At 42.8% G+C, this 18,359-nt stretch carries 17 protein-coding genes; 3 read left to right on the top strand and 14 right to left on the bottom strand.

Features of this window, described 5'->3' with window-relative positions; genetic code table 11:
* Positions 1 to 191: 191 nt before the first annotated feature.
* The 8 genes from V3V99_00070 to tilS all read right to left on the bottom strand — a co-directional run bounded on the left by V3V99_00070 (position 192) and on the right by tilS (position 8,017).
* Positions 192 to 1,109 carry a nucleotidyl transferase AbiEii/AbiGii toxin family protein gene (locus V3V99_00070; GenBank protein ID MEE9441055.1) on the bottom strand — a complete coding sequence of 306 codons (918 nt, stop codon included), beginning with the start codon at positions 1,107 to 1,109 and terminating at the stop codon, positions 192 to 194.
* On the bottom strand, positions 1,106 to 1,738 hold the full coding sequence (locus V3V99_00075; GenBank protein MEE9441056.1) for a type IV toxin-antitoxin system AbiEi family antitoxin domain-containing protein: 633 nt from the start codon (positions 1,736 to 1,738) through the stop codon (positions 1,106 to 1,108). The genes V3V99_00070 and V3V99_00075 overlap by 4 nt, the downstream gene beginning before the upstream one ends.
* A gap of 197 nt (positions 1,739 to 1,935) precedes the next feature.
* A complete protein-coding gene (cdaA, locus tag V3V99_00080) occupies positions 1,936 to 2,697 on the bottom strand; it encodes a diadenylate cyclase CdaA (protein MEE9441057.1) in 762 nt (253 codons plus the stop codon).
* Positions 2,698 to 3,540, bottom strand: coding sequence for a dihydropteroate synthase (folP, locus tag V3V99_00085; GenBank protein ID MEE9441058.1), 843 nt, complete (start codon positions 3,538 to 3,540; stop codon positions 2,698 to 2,700).
* Between the two features lie 29 nt (positions 3,541 to 3,569).
* Positions 3,570 to 4,202 (bottom strand): GTP cyclohydrolase I FolE, encoded by a 633-nt coding sequence (gene folE, locus V3V99_00090; protein MEE9441059.1) that lies wholly within the window; start codon positions 4,200 to 4,202, stop codon positions 3,570 to 3,572.
* Entirely contained in the window at positions 4,126 to 6,090 is a 1,965-nt protein-coding gene (gene ftsH, locus V3V99_00095) for an ATP-dependent zinc metalloprotease FtsH (protein ID MEE9441060.1), read from the bottom strand. Before ftsH ends, folE begins: the two co-directional genes overlap by 77 nt.
* 18 nt (positions 6,091 to 6,108) lie before the next feature.
* The gene (gene hpt / locus V3V99_00100; protein ID MEE9441061.1) at positions 6,109 to 6,660 is read right to left on the bottom strand and encodes a hypoxanthine phosphoribosyltransferase; all 552 of its coding nucleotides are present in this window, start codon (positions 6,658 to 6,660) and stop codon (positions 6,109 to 6,111) included.
* Complete coding sequence (tilS, locus tag V3V99_00105; GenBank protein ID MEE9441062.1) at positions 6,641 to 8,017, bottom strand: tRNA lysidine(34) synthetase TilS; 1,377 nt, start codon at positions 8,015 to 8,017, stop codon at positions 6,641 to 6,643. The genes hpt and tilS overlap by 20 nt, the downstream gene beginning before the upstream one ends.
* Before the next feature lie 240 nt (positions 8,018 to 8,257).
* On the opposite strand from tilS, the gene V3V99_00110 reads away from it, so the two are divergent.
* From V3V99_00110 to V3V99_00120, 3 genes are all read left to right on the top strand, one after another.
* Positions 8,258 to 9,298, top strand: a complete 1,041-nt coding sequence (locus V3V99_00110) for a cysteine synthase family protein (GenBank protein ID MEE9441063.1) — start codon at positions 8,258 to 8,260, stop codon at positions 9,296 to 9,298.
* Between the two features lie 22 nt (positions 9,299 to 9,320).
* Positions 9,321 to 10,142, top strand: a complete 822-nt coding sequence (locus V3V99_00115; GenBank protein ID MEE9441064.1) for a methyltransferase domain-containing protein — start codon at positions 9,321 to 9,323, stop codon at positions 10,140 to 10,142.
* A gap of 966 nt (positions 10,143 to 11,108) precedes the next feature.
* Positions 11,109 to 11,918, top strand: a complete 810-nt coding sequence (locus tag V3V99_00120; GenBank protein ID MEE9441065.1) for a DUF2971 domain-containing protein — start codon at positions 11,109 to 11,111, stop codon at positions 11,916 to 11,918.
* Between the two features lie 299 nt (positions 11,919 to 12,217).
* Here the strand turns inward: V3V99_00120 and V3V99_00125 are convergent, their stop codons facing one another.
* From V3V99_00125 to V3V99_00150, 6 genes are all read right to left on the bottom strand, one after another.
* A complete protein-coding gene (locus V3V99_00125) occupies positions 12,218 to 13,276 on the bottom strand; it encodes a hypothetical protein (protein MEE9441066.1) in 1,059 nt (352 codons plus the stop codon).
* 252 nt (positions 13,277 to 13,528) lie between these two features.
* Complete coding sequence (gene topA / locus V3V99_00130) at positions 13,529 to 15,796, bottom strand: type I DNA topoisomerase (protein MEE9441067.1); 2,268 nt, start codon at positions 15,794 to 15,796, stop codon at positions 13,529 to 13,531.
* Positions 15,771 to 16,022, bottom strand: a complete 252-nt coding sequence (rpoZ, locus tag V3V99_00135; protein ID MEE9441068.1) for a DNA-directed RNA polymerase subunit omega — start codon at positions 16,020 to 16,022, stop codon at positions 15,771 to 15,773. The genes topA and rpoZ overlap by 26 nt, the downstream gene beginning before the upstream one ends.
* A 37-nt stretch (positions 16,023 to 16,059) precedes the next feature.
* The gene (gmk, locus tag V3V99_00140) at positions 16,060 to 16,683 is read right to left on the bottom strand and encodes a guanylate kinase (protein MEE9441069.1); all 624 of its coding nucleotides are present in this window, start codon (positions 16,681 to 16,683) and stop codon (positions 16,060 to 16,062) included.
* A 10-nt stretch (positions 16,684 to 16,693) separates the two neighbouring features.
* A complete protein-coding gene (locus V3V99_00145) occupies positions 16,694 to 17,563 on the bottom strand; it encodes a YicC/YloC family endoribonuclease (protein ID MEE9441070.1) in 870 nt (289 codons plus the stop codon).
* Positions 17,564 to 17,648: 85 nt separating this feature from the next.
* Positions 17,649 to 18,359 carry a response regulator gene (locus V3V99_00150; protein MEE9441071.1) on the bottom strand — a complete coding sequence of 237 codons (711 nt, stop codon included), beginning with the start codon at positions 18,357 to 18,359 and terminating at the stop codon, positions 17,649 to 17,651.

The following is an 18,359-nucleotide window of genomic DNA, read 5'->3' on the forward strand; positions in this document are numbered from 1 at the left end:
CTTGAGTAATTCTTTGATTAGAGCGGGATCAATCGAACTCATGTTGGTCTCCTGTGTAAATGCTTCAGTTTTCAATTTCGAAGCATAATCAATTATTTACATTTACACAAAATTCCTTACAGGCTCACTACAATTGCCGGCTAATATCTAATTGGTTTATTGTTGCCGGCAAGTCAATTTTCAAATATGAATCATTTCCAGTTTTTCGAATACGACCATCGTTTATTGAAATCCTTTTTGGATATTATTGATTGAAGTACGGGAAACAAAAATCGTTTTATGGAATCTACAACATCTCCAAATCGCTCCGGCGCATCCTGAATCCGACCCACTTTAATAAACGCAGTCCACATTTTTTGTTTATCCATATCATTCCGTAGTGCTCCACTCAGGGGATAATCTGACTGGGGTATAGTAGTTCCCCGATTTGTAAAAGTAGCCATTAATGCCTCTTTCAAAATCCCCCCTTGAAAATCGTACATTTTTGACAACAACCATATATCATAGAAATCTTTCATACGACTATTAATAACACCAAGTTTGACCATTGCCTCATATTTTTCAGAAATAACGCTTTCCATAGTATAGCCTTTGAGATTTAGCGAACCCTTTTGTTTCAATATCCGGGGATACTCTATATCAATTGGTTTGGGATAAATCTTATCGTGAAATGCAATATCTACTTGCATATTTATTCTACTTTTCTCAAGATAAGCGATAAATGATACGCGAATTCCTTCATATTGAACATCCTCAGCTATTCGCTCACTGCGGATACTTTCTGTATCAAATCGTAATCCATCTGATTCCACCTCTATTGAACAAATCTCGCGAATTACACTTTCAATATTGGTCAGGTCATTGTCAATTCTTGCCAAAAAATCGATATCAATTGTTGGACGATTTTGCGGCGCTTGCCAGGCAACTAACATCAACGCGCCTTTTAAGAAAAATCGATCAATATATTTTGACATTGATAGCCGGTTAAGAAAACACTCCATAGCATAATACTGCAGGATTTCGGAAAAAACCCTGCCTGTCTCGCGGGCCTTATTCTGTAACCGACCTCTAATTGATGCAGGAATATTTTTTATTTCGTCTGGGGTCATATAATTGCTTCAAGATATGGTTTTACAATTCGAAAAACTCTGTTCATTCTTGCGTATTTTTCCAGCAAATCCATCCGTATGGGCATCTTTTTTCGATAAAGCTTAAGTGCTTCTATGGCAATATTGAGACCGATTTTGTTCCTATATTTGAAGCAATCCATAATTGTTCTCTCGGGACAATAAATCCTGACAGGTACTTTGCCAACCTTGTGAATTTCAACACCCTTTTCAAAGTGATTTGCACTATATTCAAATGGTATAACTGGAAGAGCTTCAAATTCAGGTATTCTAGTGGATGCTTTAATCGCAATATAGAGTTCATGTGGTATTTGATTTGTCAATTCAAAGTAAGACAAAGATGAAATGAGGCATATGATTGAATTTGGTATCCTTTTCGATATTATTACATAATCTGAAAAACTTACTGCGGGTTGATCTCGAAGTCGAAATAGTCCCCTCGAAATGCGCTCTAGTCTTTCCCTTCTGTATAGTTCGTATATTGTGCTTTCATGAATCCCTTTTGATTTTGCCTGCGAAGTTCTAAGCAGACCATTGTTTCTTCGAAAAATTTTTATTGCTTTATCGAAGCGATTTTCCCGTTTTATTGATTTTTTTGCTCTTTCAGACATAATAGTAACCTCTCAAACAATTACAGTATATGAAGATATAGCAAATTGTTGATAATAACGCAATGAAAAAGTATTATTTCGTGGCACAATTATCAAAAATTACCCATAATGCATTGATAAATAATAATTTAGAAGAAGCTCTCTAAAACTAAAAAATATCAAATAAAAAATTTATTTTACTGCCTCAAAAAAAAAATTTATTTCTTAAAATAATCCGTCAGGGTATCTCGCAAATCAGAACGATCAATGTCGCGATGCAACATCCCCTGGTAGACCAACGAAATCTCCCCGGTTTCTTCCGAAACAACAACCACAATCGCGTCCGATTCTTCCGTCACGCCGATGGCCGCCTTATGGCGCATTCCGTAGAGTTTCCGATACCGGGGATTTTTAGTCAGAGGCAAAGTGCAGGCAGCGGCTGAAATAAATTCACTCGAAATAATCACAGCGCCGTCATGCAGGGGAGTATAAGGCGTAAACAACGTCGTAATGACCTCGGCCGATAACTGAGCATTTAGTATTTTTCCGGTTTCGATAAAATTCTTCAGACCAACCGAGCGTTCAATAACCAGTAATCCCCCGTATTTCAATTCCGCCAGTCGTATCGCCGCCCGGGCGACCTCATCAATGATTTTGGTCCCCTCATATTTAACGAGCATCCGAAATACTCGACTATGCCCCATCTGAGCCAGCATTCCGCGTAGTTCCGGTTGGAAAATTATCACCACAACAATAATACCAACAGTCGCGAAACGAGTAAACAGCCACATCAAACCTTCGAGACGGAACCAAAAAGCGATAAACGCCAAAGATAAAACCAAAATCAGTCCCGTAATCATCTGGGCCGAACGAGTGCCCTTCATTAAGGTCAGGAGCTTATAAATTATATAGGCAACGATAAGAATATCGAGTAAATCGATCAGACGAAATTTGATAAAACCAAGAGTAAAAAGTTCCATCTAAGCCTCTCGCAACGCAAACGCCATATCCACCGCTTGCCGGGTTTGCGCCACATCATGAGTTCTTATAATATCGGCTCCGTTATTGACCGCGATCGCCGCGACGGCAAGTGAACCTGAAACGCGGTCTTCAACTTCGGCCCTGGTAATTTTGCCAATAAACGATTTTCGAGATGCGCCTAACAAAAGAGGCAACCCGAACGATTCAAAACTTTTCAAATACTTAATGAGCTTCAAATTATCTTCCACCCGTTTGCCAAAGCCTATCCCGACATCAAGAATCAACTTTTCTCGCTTAATTCCCTGAGCAACGGCAAAGTCAATTCTTTCTGAAAAATATATGGAGACTTCATTAATAACATCGTCATAATGCGGAGCGTCCTGCATCGATTTCGGAATTCCCTTAATATGCATCATAATAACAGGACAATCGAACCGCTTCGCAATTCCAGGCATATCGGCGTCAAAAGCAAAAGCCGATATATCATTAATTATATTTGCCCCCGATGTCAATGCTTTTCCCGCGACAATTGCCTTAGTAGTGTCAATTGATATAGGAATATTGGAAAAGCCGCGCAGGTTTTCAATGACCGGTATAACGCGATTTAATTCTTCTTCGGATGATACAGGTTCCGAACCTGGCCGACTTGACTCGCCGCCAAGATCAAGAATATCGGCGCCTTCTTCAATTATACGCCTTGCGTTTGATATCGCTTCCTCCTGAGATGAATAATGGATAGTGAATGAATCGGGTGTACAATTAACAATCCCCATTACCGCCGGGCGGGTGAACTTTATTTGATTGTTATCAGACAGCGTTATCGCCAACTTCTCGTTCGGCATTAGAGCATTCTATATCTATCGAGAATTTATTATTTTTGTCCCTTAATAAGAGCAAAAGCTTCGGCCCGAGTCGCGTCCTTGCGCATACATCCCCGGATGGCCGACGTTATCGTCATCGTACCTGGTTTTTTTATCCCTCGCATAGTCAGACATAAATGCTCGGCCTCGGTAACAATCAAAACCCCTTTGGGATTAATCGTTTTGCGAATGATATTGGCCGCCTTGGAAGTCATAACTTCCTGAGTCGTAGGCCTGCGAGCGAGAGTCTCTATAACCCGGGCCAGATGCGAAAATCCGGTTATTTTATTGTTGTTAGGGATATAGGCAACATGCGCTTTCCCAAAAAACGGTAGGAGATGATGCTCGCAAATTGAATAAAATGGAATATCTTTGACAATTACCATTTCATCCCGATTTTCAGCCGTATATAATGAGACTTTTTCGCTGGCCTTAATCCCCACTCCGGAAAACGCCTCAATATAAAATTCGGCGACTCGTTCCGGAGTCCGCAGCAACCCCTCGCGGTTGATATTCTCTCCGACACCCTCCAGTATCAGCCTTACCCCTTCGACAATCTTATCTCGATCAATCGGATTGCGGAGCTTTTTCCGGGGTTTCTTCTGATTTTCCGTCGGAGGGGTTGATGATATCGTCGATTTCATTCCCATCGATTATTTCTTTTTCCAATAATGCTTCAGCAAGCCGGTGAAGCTTTTCAACATTTTCGCTCAATAATTTCGTCGCTGTCGCCTCTGCTTCCTCAACAAATCGTTTAATTTCGCTGTCGATTAATTGAGCCGTCGCTTCCGAAAAATCTCGCTGTTCCCGAATATCCCGTCCCAGGAAGATATGCTCCTTTCTGGAACCGAAATCGACCGGGCCTAACTTATCGGACATACCCCAATTGCAAACCATTTTCCTCGCCAAAACGGTTGCCTGCTGAATGTCTATTCCGGCGCCGGTATTGTAATCATTGAATATTAATTTCTCCGCTACCCGGCCACCCATCGAATAAACCAAGCGGGTTTCCATATACTTTTTGTTATAGTTATGCTTATCATCGATAGGCAAATAATGAGTTACGCCCAGAGCCTGGCCTCGGGGAATTATAGTGACTTTATGCACCGGATCAGCCCCGGGAATCAGCTTTGCGAGTATGGCGTGACCCGCTTCGTGATAGGCGGTCGTTTTCTTTTCCTCATCGGTAATCACCATCGATCTGCGCTCGGCGCCCATCATGACTTTATCTTTGGCATCCTCAAAGTCCGACATCTCAACGGAATCTTTATCTTTACGAGCCGCCAGAAGGGCCGCTTCATTAACCAAATTGGCAATATCGGCTCCCGACAGGCCCGGCGTTCCTCTCGCAAGAATTTTCAAATCTACGTCGTTGTCCAGTTTAACTTTCCGAGTATGGACCTTAAATATTCCTTCTCGACCTCGAACATCAGGAATATCGACCACAATCTGCCTGTCAAATCGTCCCGGACGCAAAAGCGCAGGATCCAAAACATCGGGACGGTTAGTTGCGGCAATCAGGATTACGCCTTCGTTAGATTCAAAACCATCCATCTCGACCAGAAGCTGATTGAGAGTTTGTTCGCGTTCGTCATGTCCGCCCCCTAATCCCGCGCCACGATGACGTCCGACGGCGTCAATCTCATCGATAAATATAATACAGGGAGCGTTTTTCTTGCCCTGCTCAAATAAGTCGCGAACGCGAGAGGCTCCAACGCCGACAAACATCTCTACAAAATCAGAACCGGACATTGAATAAAACGGTACGTCCGCCTCCCCGGCAATAGCCCGCGCCAGAAGCGTTTTGCCAGTTCCCGGAGCGCCTAATAGAAGAGCGCCTTTGGGAATTTTGCCGCCCAGTTTTTGAAATTTGCCCGGGTCCTTCAGAAAATCAATAATCTCCGATAATTCTTCTTTGGCTTCTTCGGCTCCGGCCACATCGGCAAAAGTGACTTTGGGTCGTTCATCGGTTAAAAGTTTGGCGCGGCTCTTGCCGAATGAAAATATCCCTTTTGGCCCTCCGCCGCCACCCTGCATCTGTCGAATCATGAATAACCAGAAAAATATCAAAAGTAACCAGGGTGCGGTTGAGATAAGAACCGTTCCCCAGCTAAAGCCCTCTTGACTGGCCTTGATAGCTATCCCGGCTTCTGATAGCTTATCCACAAGCTTGGGATCTTCAAAAGGAATGCGCAGGTGAAATTTCCGAAAACGTCCGCCTCCCGCTACTGTCGCGACTGTCATTTCTTCGGTAAAGCGCCCCGATAACTTACGATTGGTAAACTCAACCGACGCGACTTTATCCTGATCCAGATATCTCAAAAATTCTGAATATGAAATCTGAGCGACGTCCGTATCGGTATCGCCAATAAGGCTGTAAATAACAAGAGCGGATAGAATCAACATTATCCAGAAAAAGGCGGTCCGGCCGGTCCCTTTCCAGGAAGGTCCCTCTTTCTTATTATCAACCGGATGTTTTTTGCCTCCACCCCGAGGCACATTGGATTTATTATAATTATCGTTAAACTTCATTAAGACTTTTCTCCGTAACTATTTCTCAAACTCGACTACCTTTCCGATAACGGGCAAATTTCGATATAATTGATTATGATCGAGCCCGTATCCTATAACAAAATCCTTTTCAATCATAAAACCGGAATACTTTATTTCAATTTCAAGCTCCCGGCGTCCCGTTTTATTTAATAGTGTAACGATTTCTACACTGGCAGGTTCCATACTTTTTAGTGACTCCATTATGGAAACCGCGGTTCGGCCGGTATCAACAACTCCTTCCACCATCAGGATATGACGACGGGTTAGCGACACCTGGGGACCGCCGGATAAAGTTAATTTGCCGGGCTTATCTCCTGATCCATAGCTATGAGCGGAAATAAACTCAACTTCTGAAGGAACAGAAATAGCCCTCACCAAATCAGCGATAAAAACAAAACATCCCTTTAGTACTCCCAGAAGAATCGGATTTTTGTCTTCATAATCTTCAGATATTTCCTCACCCAGATCGCTTATCACGCGATTGATTTCATTTTGCGTGAAGAGCAGTTCAAACGGCTTTGCTTTTAATCTAACGCCTTCCGATTTCAATTTTCAAAATCTTCCTTGTTCGTCTGGTTATCGCTAACCTTTGATCAATTTCTATTCCCGCCAACCACACTACCCCCTCATTATCATATACGACGGGCAATTCATCGCGTAATGGACGAGGATACTTTATATCTGTCAAAAAATCTCGCGCCTTCTTCCTGCCCGGCCGACCGAAAGGATGAATTCTGAGACCTCGTTTGAGCCCCCCGATACTGAGAGGTAATTTGATTTTCTCCGCGTCAATACAGGCTGCGGATTTATCTCTCTTATATCTTTCTATATCCTCATCCTCGTCTATATATTCAAATTTAATCCAAACTCGGGGATAATCCAAATCATATCTGCCCGGGATTTCAATATAAGCGCTCTTTATCTCCCGCCCCGGTCTAAAAACGAATAGTTTTTCATTCAAATAATCGGCATATAGCTCAGCGCTGATTTGAATCTTTCCGCTTTTACCGATTTTAACCTTCTTGAGCAACCTTTCGACAAGGGCATAATCAATTTCATCCACGTCGCACTGCTTCAACAAACGCACCAATAAGCGACGCTGGAGCCATACATCATAGTCTAATTTGTTTTTCAAATCAAGAGTATTCTTCCCGCCCGGTGTAATGGCGTGAAGTTTTCCAAATAATTTCGAGGTATACTCGGCGAGAAACTCTTCCTCAGCCCGCAGGATTTCTGAAAAACGAATAATATTATCTTTGGCTGATGACGAAATATCCCTCTCGATCAGTTTTATCAAGCGCCTGCGTATCCGATTGCGAGTATAACGCGGGCTGGTATTGGAACTATCTATTACATAGGCAATCTTTTTATCTTCCAGATAATCATAAATTTCTTCACGACTGACATCATATAAAGGCCTGATAACATTGTCTCGAAAAGGTTGGAATCCGATCATCCCATGGCGACCTGTTCCCCGCGCCAGATTAAACAGAATCGTTTCCACTCGATCATCCCGATGATGTCCCGTCGCGATTTTGTTATATCCGTTCTCTTTTGCGATTTTTCGCAGCGCTTGATATCGATATTTCCGCCCTGTTTCTTCAGTACCGGTTTTTTCTTCCATTGATAGTCCGGGAATATCAATTTCATCTTGATAAAACGGAATGCTAAGCTCTTTGCACATTTCGGAACAAAACAATATTTCCTTCCTGGCTGCTCGGGGCCGAATTTTATGATTTATATATGCCGCGGCGAGTGAGATTTCGTATTGTTCTTTCAAATTATCAAGGATATGCAGCAATGCTACCGAATCCGGTCCCCCGGAGAGAGCAACTAGAATCTGATCGCCGGAAGCAATCAGCGAATATCGCCCGATTGTTTTCTTAATTTGAGTCTGCATATCCATAAAATTATTATTCTTTCTGGCCTCAACTTATGGAATATAACCTATCAAAACGCCCATTTGAAGAAATATTTTGACAATTTTTTTTACGAATCTGGAACTCACGGGCGGAAAAATCGTTTCTATCTTATAGAATAACAAAAAGTTATGAAGGGAATTTTAATCTACGATTAACCGATGGGGATTTGAATAAATAATCCTTGACAAAATTAGTCTTTGATTTATCTTGATTGCGAGGAAAGTATGAGCTACAATAAAACAAATTTCAAAATAAACGGCCAAATCAGGATGCCGGTCTCGGGATTGAAATCGAGAAAAGTTGACAATCTCCTCGAAACGGTCGGCAACACTCCTCTCGTTAAACTCAACCGTATGACCGATGGACTGCAAACGACGATTTACGTCAAACCGGAATTCATGAATCCCGGCGGGTCAATCAAAGACCGGATGGCCATATACATATTGAATAAGGCCATGGCCGAGGGCAAAATCGGTCCTAAAACCGCAATTGTCGAGGCCACCTCCGGTAATACCGGAGTAGCGGTAGCGATGTTCGGAGCGGTGCATAATTATCGGGTCATTCTCACTATTCCCGATAAAATGTCCGACGAAAAAATAAATACTCTCCGCTCTTACGGCGCCGAAGTTCACGTCTGCCCGACAGCCGTCCCGGCCGAATCGCCGGAATCTTATTACAGCGCCGCTGTCAGACTGGGCGAGGAAACGGGCGATTATTTTATATTGAATCAATATGAAAATCTCACCAATCCGGAAGCTCATTATCATCTGACCGCCCCGGAAATCTGGGAACAGACCAGCGGCGATATTGATATTCTCGTCGGAGGCGTCGGGACCGGAGGGACCATGTCGGGATGCTCGAAATATTTGAAAGAGCGAAAACCAAAATTGATTTCAGTGGCAATCGACCCGATCGGATCGGTTTTCGCTGATTTTGCAGCATCCGGGAAATTAATCGATCCTCATCCCTATTTTGTCGAGGGAATCGGAGAGGACAAAAACTGCCCGACTTTGCAATACGAATATATCGATCATTTTATCAAAGTCTCGGATAAAGACAGTTTTCTTATCGCACGGGAATTGACCGCCAAAGAAGGAATTCTTGCTGGTGGTTCATCGGGATCGGCAGTTTGGGGGGCGCTAAAGTACGCCCGCGAACATGACGCCAAACAAACCATGGTCGTCATACTGCCGGATTCAGGGGTTAAATATTTGTCGCGCATTTATAACGACCAATGGATGCGCGAACATGGTTTTCTTGACTAACACCTAAACCCCGAGGTGACACATGCGCTACAATACGTTTAACGAAACTGCCCGAGAGTATGACAATATCGTAACTCCCTGCCGGGAGCATCAGGTCCGGACTTTGGTCGAAGATTTGAAACTGACCGGAAATGAAAAAGTCCTGGATATCGGTTGCGGTTCGGGTCTTTTATCGCTGGAAGTTTTGAAAAAACTAAAAAGTCCGAAACAGTTTACCGGAATTGACCTGTCGGAAAAAATGCTTGCGTTGTGTCGCCGCAGACTTTGGAATAACGGATTTAAAGATATCGATTTAAAAATTGGCAATTCATTAGCATTGGAGTTTTCAGATGACTTTTTTGATGTTATTGTTTCTTCCAATGTACTTCCCTGGGTTGGTGATCAGGATGCTTTCATCGCGGAAGTCAAAAGGGCCCTCAGGCCCGGCGGATCGTTCGGCTTGATTGCGCTTCATACCGACGTCTACAAAGAATTTTTCAAAGTAATCGATGATGTTCGCGCCGTTTATCGAGATTGCTTCAACTGCAATTCGGTTCTGCAGGATATCGGCGTTTGCCTCGAGGATGTTAGTGGACATTGCCGGCGTCTGCAGTCGGCCGGATTTCAGATTAGTCGCGGATATGTACTTTCCACCCAGGAACCGATTGACGCCGATGAATATGTTCGCCGTTTCAATGCCGTCACCGGAGAAACGCAGTTGAACTCAGTCCCCGAAAACAAAAAAGATTTCATCCGACGTGAACTGTATAATCGCCTCCGCGGTAAAAACGGTAGTCTCAACGTCACCGAAGCGATCAATATCCTGATTTCAAAAAAAGCGGCAAATAGAACGGCGATGCAATAGGCTGACAATATAGTCTTGTGGAAAAGAGCCTAAAGGGCTCCTGCCAAAAAATTGCGCCTCATTGTCTATGTGCCAATCAGATGTCCAGAGGCTGTCCGGAAATACATTTTATGTAACGACAACTCTCGAGTTGTCGTGGCAACTTTCGCCTGTTCCCCTTTTGAGAGGGGTGCCCGAAGGGCGGGGTGTGTTAGTCTTGCGTAGCGACAACCCTCGGGTTGTCGTCCAAATCCATCATCTTATCATTGCGAGCGAACATAGTGAGCGCGGCAATCTATGGTTTAAAGTTATCCACATATTCATTTTTTAAAATTCTTTGTATATCCTAATCCCTATTTAGGTTACAGCGAATTGGGTTCGTTTTGTCCTTTTCGCAGGCTGGGGCCTGTTTTCTGCTGTCGGGGATGTCATCCCTTTTTGGCTGTCGGGGATGTAATCCCTTTTTGGCTGTCGCATAGATGGCCTACCGTCGGTTCGCCGCTTCGCTAAGGAACCGACGGAACAGTGAGCAACTTCTAAAATGGGTTTGTTTCCTCAGATTAACGTTTTTGGTCATATCAAGTCGGTGGTGATTACGACAGGCAAAGGCCTGTTTTTGGCTGTCGCGTAGATGACCCGGATTTTTGGCCAAAGTTTTGATGACCGGCATGTGTCCACATTTGCCGGGAAAATGGGTTTGTTTCCTCAGATTAACGTTTTGGGTCATATCAAACCGGTGTTAATTACGAATTCTTTTAGGAAACTCACCGTTTTGCTTTATTGTATTTCGCATCATTAACGACTCCATCCAATAATTATCCTCACCAAAAGAGGGGAACTCGTAATTAAAGGTAACTTTGAAAGAAAAATGTGATTGCGATTATCAGATAAATGGTCTATTATTAAATGCATTTGAGGAAATACTGGTTTGTCAAGTGATAAATCATTCCTCATGTCATTAGACGCGGAGTACCAAGGATGAGATGAATGACTGATAATCCTGATATTTTATATAAATATAGAGATTGGCATGTTGAAAAACACAGGCGAATCTTAAGCCATAATAAAATATTTTTCACATCCGCTCGAAATTTCAATGACCCATTTGATGGCACTATACCGTTACGATATGATAAAGGCTCGAGACAAGAAATTAGTGATAAATACAGTGATCGTATAAATAAAGATAATCCTAATCTGAATCGAATCCAGAAAAGAGATCTTGCAAAGAAATGGCGTAAGAAAGGGCTTTTAAGAAATCGTACGCACATTAAAATGACTCAAGATATGACAAGAGAGCAACTATTTAATGACTTTGGCATTTTTTCATTATCTGCTGAGTGTTTAAATATCTTACTCTGGACTCATTATTCCAATTCTCACAGAGGCTTTTGTGTCGGATTCGATATGCAGAAGTTAGATAATATGAGAAACGACCCACTTTATTACGCTGACAATTTAATTGATATTCATAAAGTAGAATACGAGATCGACTACCCTCTCTTCAACCCATACAAAATGGATGATGAGGAAATAACTCAGAAGCCATTAATTACTAAATCGTCTGCATGGAGTTATGAAAATGAATATAGGCTAATTCTCTTTGATAAAACGAATGTAGAAATTGATTTATTGGATGAGATAATTGCTGAGGTATATTTGGGTTGCAAGATATCACCAGAGGATAAGGAACAGATTATTGATGCCTTGCAAAAACGGAAAAATCGGCCAGAGTTATTTATAACAAAAATGCAAGAAAATAGTTTTGGATTAATTAAAGAGTCCATAGATTATTGAAAAATAACCTCAATGTCGAAACCGCGGGGGTTTCGACCTGCTACTGCCAGTACTGCCGCAAACAACGAACGTCATGAACAATTACATCCATCTGAAGTGTCGAAATGCTCTTTCGATACAAGGCTGTTTTTTCGAAGGGCACGGCTTGACACGCTTTTTGGGTGGAGTTCGTATCAAGGGGATTTTATTAATTTCCTTGCAGTGCCCGATCCAACATGTCTGGGGCACAAACCCACAGTGGCTCCGTACCCATTCTTGAATATCTTTATATGTAGCCATACTTAACCTCCCGATATTACTTAAATCTTAATAGTTATCCCAAGCGTGGAAGTGCCGTGATTATTTTCGGCTTCGTATTTTATCGCGTCGTGAATAATAGACGGCGGTTGTTTATCGTAATTGTAATTATAGCCCAGGGTAAGGCTGACATTGCCGTTACCGTGCTTATCTTCTTTTAGTGATAATTCAGCTTTGAATTCGGCATCGACTCGAATATCATCGAAATCTACAAATTGGCCCTTAAAAGCGGCGGCTTTGACAAAACAAAGGCCTGTGATTTTTAAATCCTCGGTGGCCCGGTATATGAGCGACTGATATGCGACAAGACGATATAGTGTTTCGGATGGGATGGAAAAGGAGGTATCGATATCATTTATGGTCTCTACAATATCTTCCGGATGTTCTATCTCCTTAAATAGCGTAAGCGCCAAACCAATCCTTAATCGGCTATCTCGTTTTTTAATGGTGGACAGAGCGGTTTTCACATAAGGACTCAATGTACTCGTATCAGTTGCTAACATCTGCGTTTTCAAATGTTCAATTATTTTAGTATCCTTATCCGTTATCAAACCGAATAGATGGTTTTCCCATTTGGCGCCAAAACCTATTTCAATCCTTTGATGAATGCCCAAATAACTATCTTTGAATTTTTCAATAAATGTGTACAATTCAATGTTCGGGTGAACGTAATAATCATAATTGAGCCGATATTTGGTTACATCATCTTCGACTTCTCCGTCTTCATAGCGCAGATGACCGGCTGCCTTAAATCGTAATTGCCCTGGATATTGGCCTTTGGTGATATTCACGGCACTGCTAAGATTGGTAGTGTTTTTGTCTCCGGCATCGTCGCTTTTGAAGCTCCCGGTAATCGACATCGTCAATTTATTTCTACTGTCTTCTTCCACCTTTAATAACAGCATTAGGCTATCGCAAGCGGATAATCCGGCGTCTTCTAAGGTCTTACCCCGAACGCATTCATAAATGCTTTCTTCGGTTATACTTTCCTGTGCCAGCGACACCGATGCACTGACGAATATTATCAACGCCATCAGGCTTATTAGCCACAAATTACGCATAATCACCCTCCTTAGGCCGATTCGTCCTTAAAGATAATTATCTATATATTTGTAATTTATCTTCAATTACGTTACAATAGTTGTTACAACAATAAAATAATATTCGAGATTAGTCAAGAATATTTATTGTATTTAGAATATAAAATTCAAATCCCATTGGCGAAACCGCAGGGATTTCTACCTACAAGATAAAAAAAAGGCTTGATCTCGCGCATTTTTTGAGTATTTGAGTTTTGTATATCTGACTATTGATTACTTGCTGACGGCTTCTTTGGCGGGTTGGGGGAATGAAACTGTTTTGCATTTGGGGCAGTAATGATGCAGGCCTTTGGCTTTGGTTTCTTTTTCGACGATGTAGGCATGACCGCAGGCTTTGCATTTTTTGTCAACCGGTTTGCTCCATGAGGCAAAATCGCATTTGGGATATTTGCTGCAGCCATAAAACGGCCGGCCTCGTTTGGTTTTGCGCTCGACAATTTCACCTTTGCAATTATCATTGGGACATGGTACGCCGGTCGTAATGGCCATGGTGTGTTTGCATTTGGGATAGTTGGTGCAACCGAGAAATTTTCCGAATCGACCGTTTTTAATCTGCATATTGGCGCCGCATTTTTCGCAGATTACGTCGGTTTCGATACCGTTTTCTTCCTCTTCGAGAGGCTTGGTCGTTTTGCATTCGGGATAATTGCTGCAGGCCATGAAGCGGCCGTTGCGGCCCCATTTGATAATCATGGGCGAGCCGCAGTTTTCACATTTTTCGTCGGTCTGTTCGGTTAAGGATTCTTTTATCTCTTTGGCTTTGCCTTTGAGAGTTGCCATTTTTAGCGAGAAGGGATCATAGAATTCGTGAAGAACGTCTGTCCAGACAATCTTGCCTTCCTCGATTTCGTCGAGTTCATCTTCCATGCTGGCAGTAAATGAAACATCAAAAAGATGATTGAGATTATCTACCAGAATTTTCGTAACCGTAAAACCGAGCTCAGTTGGTATCAAGCGGCGTTCAGTCAAATCTACGTATTTTCGGGACTTCAGAGTCGCAATAGTCTGCGCATAGGTTGAGGGTCGGCCGATACCTTTGGCTTCCATTTCTTTTACCAGCGACGCTTCGGAGAAACGCGGCGGCGGTTTGGTAAAATGCTGGCTGGGATCGAATTTTCTGGCTTTGACTTCTTCCCCGATTTCCAACGGCGGGATTTCTTTTTTATCTTTATTATTTCCGTTTTTGCCGTTGCCGTTAGTTTCACTTTCCTTATAAATCTTCAGATAGCCGTCGAATTTCAGGTTGAGCGAACTGGCCCGGAAGAGAAACTCGTCGGCGGTGATATCAACCGAGACGGTATCGTAAACGGCCGGTTCCATCTGGGAGGCGATAAAGCGATCCCAGATTAATGTATAAAGCGCAAGGCGATCTTTGGTGAGAGCCTTCTTTATTTTATCGGGGCTGTATTCAAGATAAGTCGGGCGAATCGCTTCATGAGCGTCCTGGGCCGATTTTTTAGTTTTGAAGAAGCGCGGCTTTTCGGGCAGATATTTATTGCCGAATTTTCTCTTGATATATTCGCGGGCGCCGTTGATGGCGTCGGGCTCAACGCGGACCGAATCGGTACGCATATAGGTGATAAGTCCGACGGTTCCTTCGTCGTTTTTGAGGTCGATGCCTTCGTATAATGCCTGCGCGACGCGCATAGTTTTATTCGGAGCGAAACCGAGCTTTGTGGCCGCATCCTGCTGCAGGGTTGAAGTAATAAAAGGCGGCAGGGGATATCTTTTTTTGGTCCCGATTTTGATATCGGAGATTTCAAATTTTTTGGTCTGGAGGATTTTGAGAATATTGTCGGTAGTTTCTTTATCGGGCAGTTCCGATTTTTTATTTTTAATTTTGGCCAGCCTGGCCGTGAAAGTCTGTTTTTTCTTATTGGCGAATTCGGCTTCGATTTCCCAGTATTCGCGGGGGACAAAATCAAGAACTTCCCGTTCACGCTCGCAGATTATTCGCAAGGCTACCGATTGCACGCGGCCGGCCGAGAGGCCCATTGCGATAGTCTTCCACAAGAAAGGTGAGACTTCATATCCGACCAGACGGTCAAGAATACGACGCGCCTGCTGGGCGTTGACCAGATTAATATCGATCTCGCGAGCATGATTGAAAGCTTCAGTCACGGCCTTTTTGGTAATAGCATTGAAAGCGACGCGACTGATGGGAGCAGTAATTCTCCGGTCTTTTTTCAGGCTATTGGCGACATGCCACGCGATAGCTTCGCCCTCGCGGTCGGGATCGGGAGCCAGATAAATATTTTCGGCTTTTTGGGCGGCAGCGCGAAGCTCTTTTATGATCTTATCTTTGCCGTCAATGACGACATAATCAGGTTCAAATTCATTTTCGACATCAACGCCGGTCTTTGATTTGGGTAAATCAATAATATGCCCGACGGTAGCTTTAACATCGAAGGTCCGACCAAGAAATTTCTTTAATGTTTTTGACTTAGCCGGAGACTCAACTATCAATAGATTCTTCGCCATTGGAGTCTGTCTTTATCGTGACCTTTCCTTCGAGGCAGTCTTTTAATGCTCGAAAAGTGACTTTTCGACCGTCAATTTCAATTTTGTCGGCATTTTCTTTTGATAACATTTCCAATTTCGCCAAGTGAATATCGTTTAATTGGCGAGCTCGCTGGGAAGCAACCAAAACCGCTTGATAACGGTTTTCAGTCATCTCATATAATGTATCGAGCGGTACAAATCCCATATATTCTCCTCCTGCATTCCTATTTTCGATTGATTGCCTACTCAGGAACCATATAGGTCCTCGAATTGTTCCGCCCAAAATAGGTAACGCCGACCGTCCATGATTTAATCATATAGTCGGCAGCGGACACAGCTTCATTAATGTTTTTATTTACTATAACATAGTTAAATTGTCTGAATTTTTCATTTTCCTTGATGGCATTTTGGAGCCTGATTTCCATCTGGGCCCGGGTTTCCGTACCCCTCCTTTTCAATCTCTTCTTCAGTTCTCTAATTGACGGCGGGCGGATAAACAACGACAAGGCTTCCGGATATTTCTTTTTGATACTGGCGGCTCCTTTGACATCCACGTCCAGGAGTATAACTCCCCCCTTCCTAACGACTTGCTCAAGCTGCTTGCGGGGCGTGCCGTAATAATAAAGATGTACTCTGGCCGATTCCGCGAAAAAATCTTTCTCTCGAAGTTTTATAAATTCTTCCCGGTCAACAAAATAATATTGGCGGCCGTGGATTTCGCCTTTTCGCTTCTCGCGAGTTGTGTACGAAACTGAAAATTGCCAGTTTCTGTTTTTCCTGATTAATTTCCGGCAGATAGTCGTTTTGCCGCCTCCGGATGGCGAGGAGATAATAACGATTTTCCCTTTTTTTGCCGCTTTACCCACCGATTTTGCCTTATTCGATATTTTGAGCCTGCTCGCGTAGTTTTTCAATTTCTTCTTTTATTTCAATGGCCACCGCCGCTGTTTTGCCTGAGAGAGATTTGGAACCGATTGTATTTGCCTCCCGGCCCATTTCCTGCAGAATAAAAGTCATGCGTTTTCCGGACGGATCAGAGTTTTTCAAGGTATTAACAAACATAATTAAATGTGATTTTAACCTTGTGCATTCTTCAGAAATATCAGAGCGGTCGGCGTAGATTGTAACTTCTTCGGCCAAACGGGATGAATCAAGCTGAATGCCGTCGCCCAAATCATTAATCCTTTTTTCCAGTCGTTTTTTATATTCCGCTACATTCCGGGAGGCTTGTTTTTCCAATTCCTTTATGAACAGGCCTATTTGGCGGCAACGCTTTCTCATATCTCGGGCGAGGTTTTTGCCTTCGGCCGCTCTCATTTTTTTCAAATCACGGATGGCTTTATTTAACAGTTTATCAATATCCGGCCATAATCCATTGGCTTCAAACGTCTCCTGAGGATTAACGAGGACTTCTCGTGCCGAGGCAATCTGAGAAATATCGAGTTCGCCTTTTAACTTTAGCTTTTTCTTGATACTTCTGAGTTGTTTATAAAACGCTTCGGCGGCGTCCATGTCGATAATCTGAGCCGACGAAGGGGATATTTCAATATTGACCGTGATAGTAATTTTACCCCGTGAAAAATTACTCGATATTTCTTTCTTAATATTGCTTTCAAGACCGGCCAGAGCTCGCGGCATACGGCATATACTTTCAAGATAGCGACTGTTAATCGATGCCAGGTCAACGCTAAGCCCATATTCTTTGCGGTGTAATTCAGCCCGGCCATATCCGGTCATTGAATTCATAAGCTATACATCCTTTTTGATAAGCTGAGAATATAGGGAATTACACGATTTTGTCAATTGCTTTTATAAAATGTATCAATTTCGATTAAACGACGATCCCCTTAGGCCTCCTTCCTCGCCTTTTAATCTTAAGCATTGGCCCGGCGGGAGTTTGCGTTATGGGAGCGTCGGTTAGAGATGCCATCTTTTGCGTTATATCCTGAATTCTCCGGGCAGAGGTGTCAATCATTTCAAGCTTATTTTTAATTTTTCGATCGGTAACTCCGGGGTCATCTAATATCAATTCCACGGTACCTAATATGGCCATGAGGGGATTATTAATTTCATGGTTCAAGGTCGAAGTTGTCATGGTAATCGTCTCAAATTTCTCAGCGATCCTGGCTTTCTCCTCTAACCGTCTGTTTTTTAAGATTAATTTCTGCTTTTGATAAGCCTGTTTTATTACCCTGGGGATCGTGGAAATGTAGTTGGAATTTTTGGTGATGTAATCGGTGGCGCCTGATTTCATAGCCTCAACCGCGGTCTGTTCGGAACCGACTCCGGTGATGACAATGATGGGGATATCGGCCAATTCAGATCGTATAATCGATAACAGTTCAAGGCCGTTCTTATCGGGCAGATGATAATCAAGGCAGATGAGATCAAACTGGTTTTTATCCTGAACTTTCAGGAAATCATTACCGCGCATAAATGACAATATTTCAAACCCGGGATATTGCTCCAGGACGGAGTGCTCAAAGAGAATAGCGTGATACCGGTTATCTTCAATTAAAGCTATTTTCATGTGCTTTTTCAT

It is taken from the genome of Candidatus Zixiibacteriota bacterium (assembly GCA_036480375.1).
Taxonomy (GTDB): Bacteria; Zixibacteria; MSB-5A5; order GN15; family JAAZOE01; genus JAZGGI01.

Excerpts from the sequence above, each read along its gene's own strand:
- V3V99_00070 (MEE9441055.1), bottom strand. The coding sequence starts at position 1,109 with ATGACCCCAGACGAAATAAAAAATATTCCTGCATCAATTAGAGGTCGG.
- V3V99_00075 (MEE9441056.1), bottom strand. The coding sequence starts at position 1,738 with ATGTCTGAAAGAGCAAAAAAATCAATAAAACGGGAAAATCGCTTCGAT.
- cdaA (MEE9441057.1), bottom strand. The coding sequence starts at position 2,697 with ATGGAACTTTTTACTCTTGGTTTTATCAAATTTCGTCTGATCGATTTA.
- folP (MEE9441058.1), bottom strand. The coding sequence starts at position 3,540 with ATGCCGAACGAGAAGTTGGCGATAACGCTGTCTGATAACAATCAAATA.
- folE (MEE9441059.1), bottom strand. The coding sequence starts at position 4,202 with ATGAAATCGACGATATCATCAACCCCTCCGACGGAAAATCAGAAGAAA.
- ftsH (MEE9441060.1), bottom strand. The coding sequence starts at position 6,090 with ATGAAGTTTAACGATAATTATAATAAATCCAATGTGCCTCGGGGTGGA.
- tilS (MEE9441062.1), bottom strand. The coding sequence starts at position 8,017 with ATGGATATGCAGACTCAAATTAAGAAAACAATCGGGCGATATTCGCTG.
- V3V99_00110 (MEE9441063.1), top strand. The coding sequence starts at position 8,258 with ATGAGCTACAATAAAACAAATTTCAAAATAAACGGCCAAATCAGGATG.
- V3V99_00115 (MEE9441064.1), top strand. The coding sequence starts at position 9,321 with ATGCGCTACAATACGTTTAACGAAACTGCCCGAGAGTATGACAATATC.
- V3V99_00120 (MEE9441065.1), top strand. The coding sequence starts at position 11,109 with ATGACTGATAATCCTGATATTTTATATAAATATAGAGATTGGCATGTT.
- V3V99_00125 (MEE9441066.1), bottom strand. The coding sequence starts at position 13,276 with ATGCGTAATTTGTGGCTAATAAGCCTGATGGCGTTGATAATATTCGTC.
- topA (MEE9441067.1), bottom strand. The coding sequence starts at position 15,796 with ATGGCGAAGAATCTATTGATAGTTGAGTCTCCGGCTAAGTCAAAAACA.
- rpoZ (MEE9441068.1), bottom strand. The coding sequence starts at position 16,022 with ATGGGATTTGTACCGCTCGATACATTATATGAGATGACTGAAAACCGT.
- V3V99_00145 (MEE9441070.1), bottom strand. The coding sequence starts at position 17,563 with ATGAATTCAATGACCGGATATGGCCGGGCTGAATTACACCGCAAAGAA.
- V3V99_00150 (MEE9441071.1), bottom strand. The coding sequence starts at position 18,359 with ATGAAAAAGCACATGAAAATAGCTTTAATTGAAGATAACCGGTATCAC.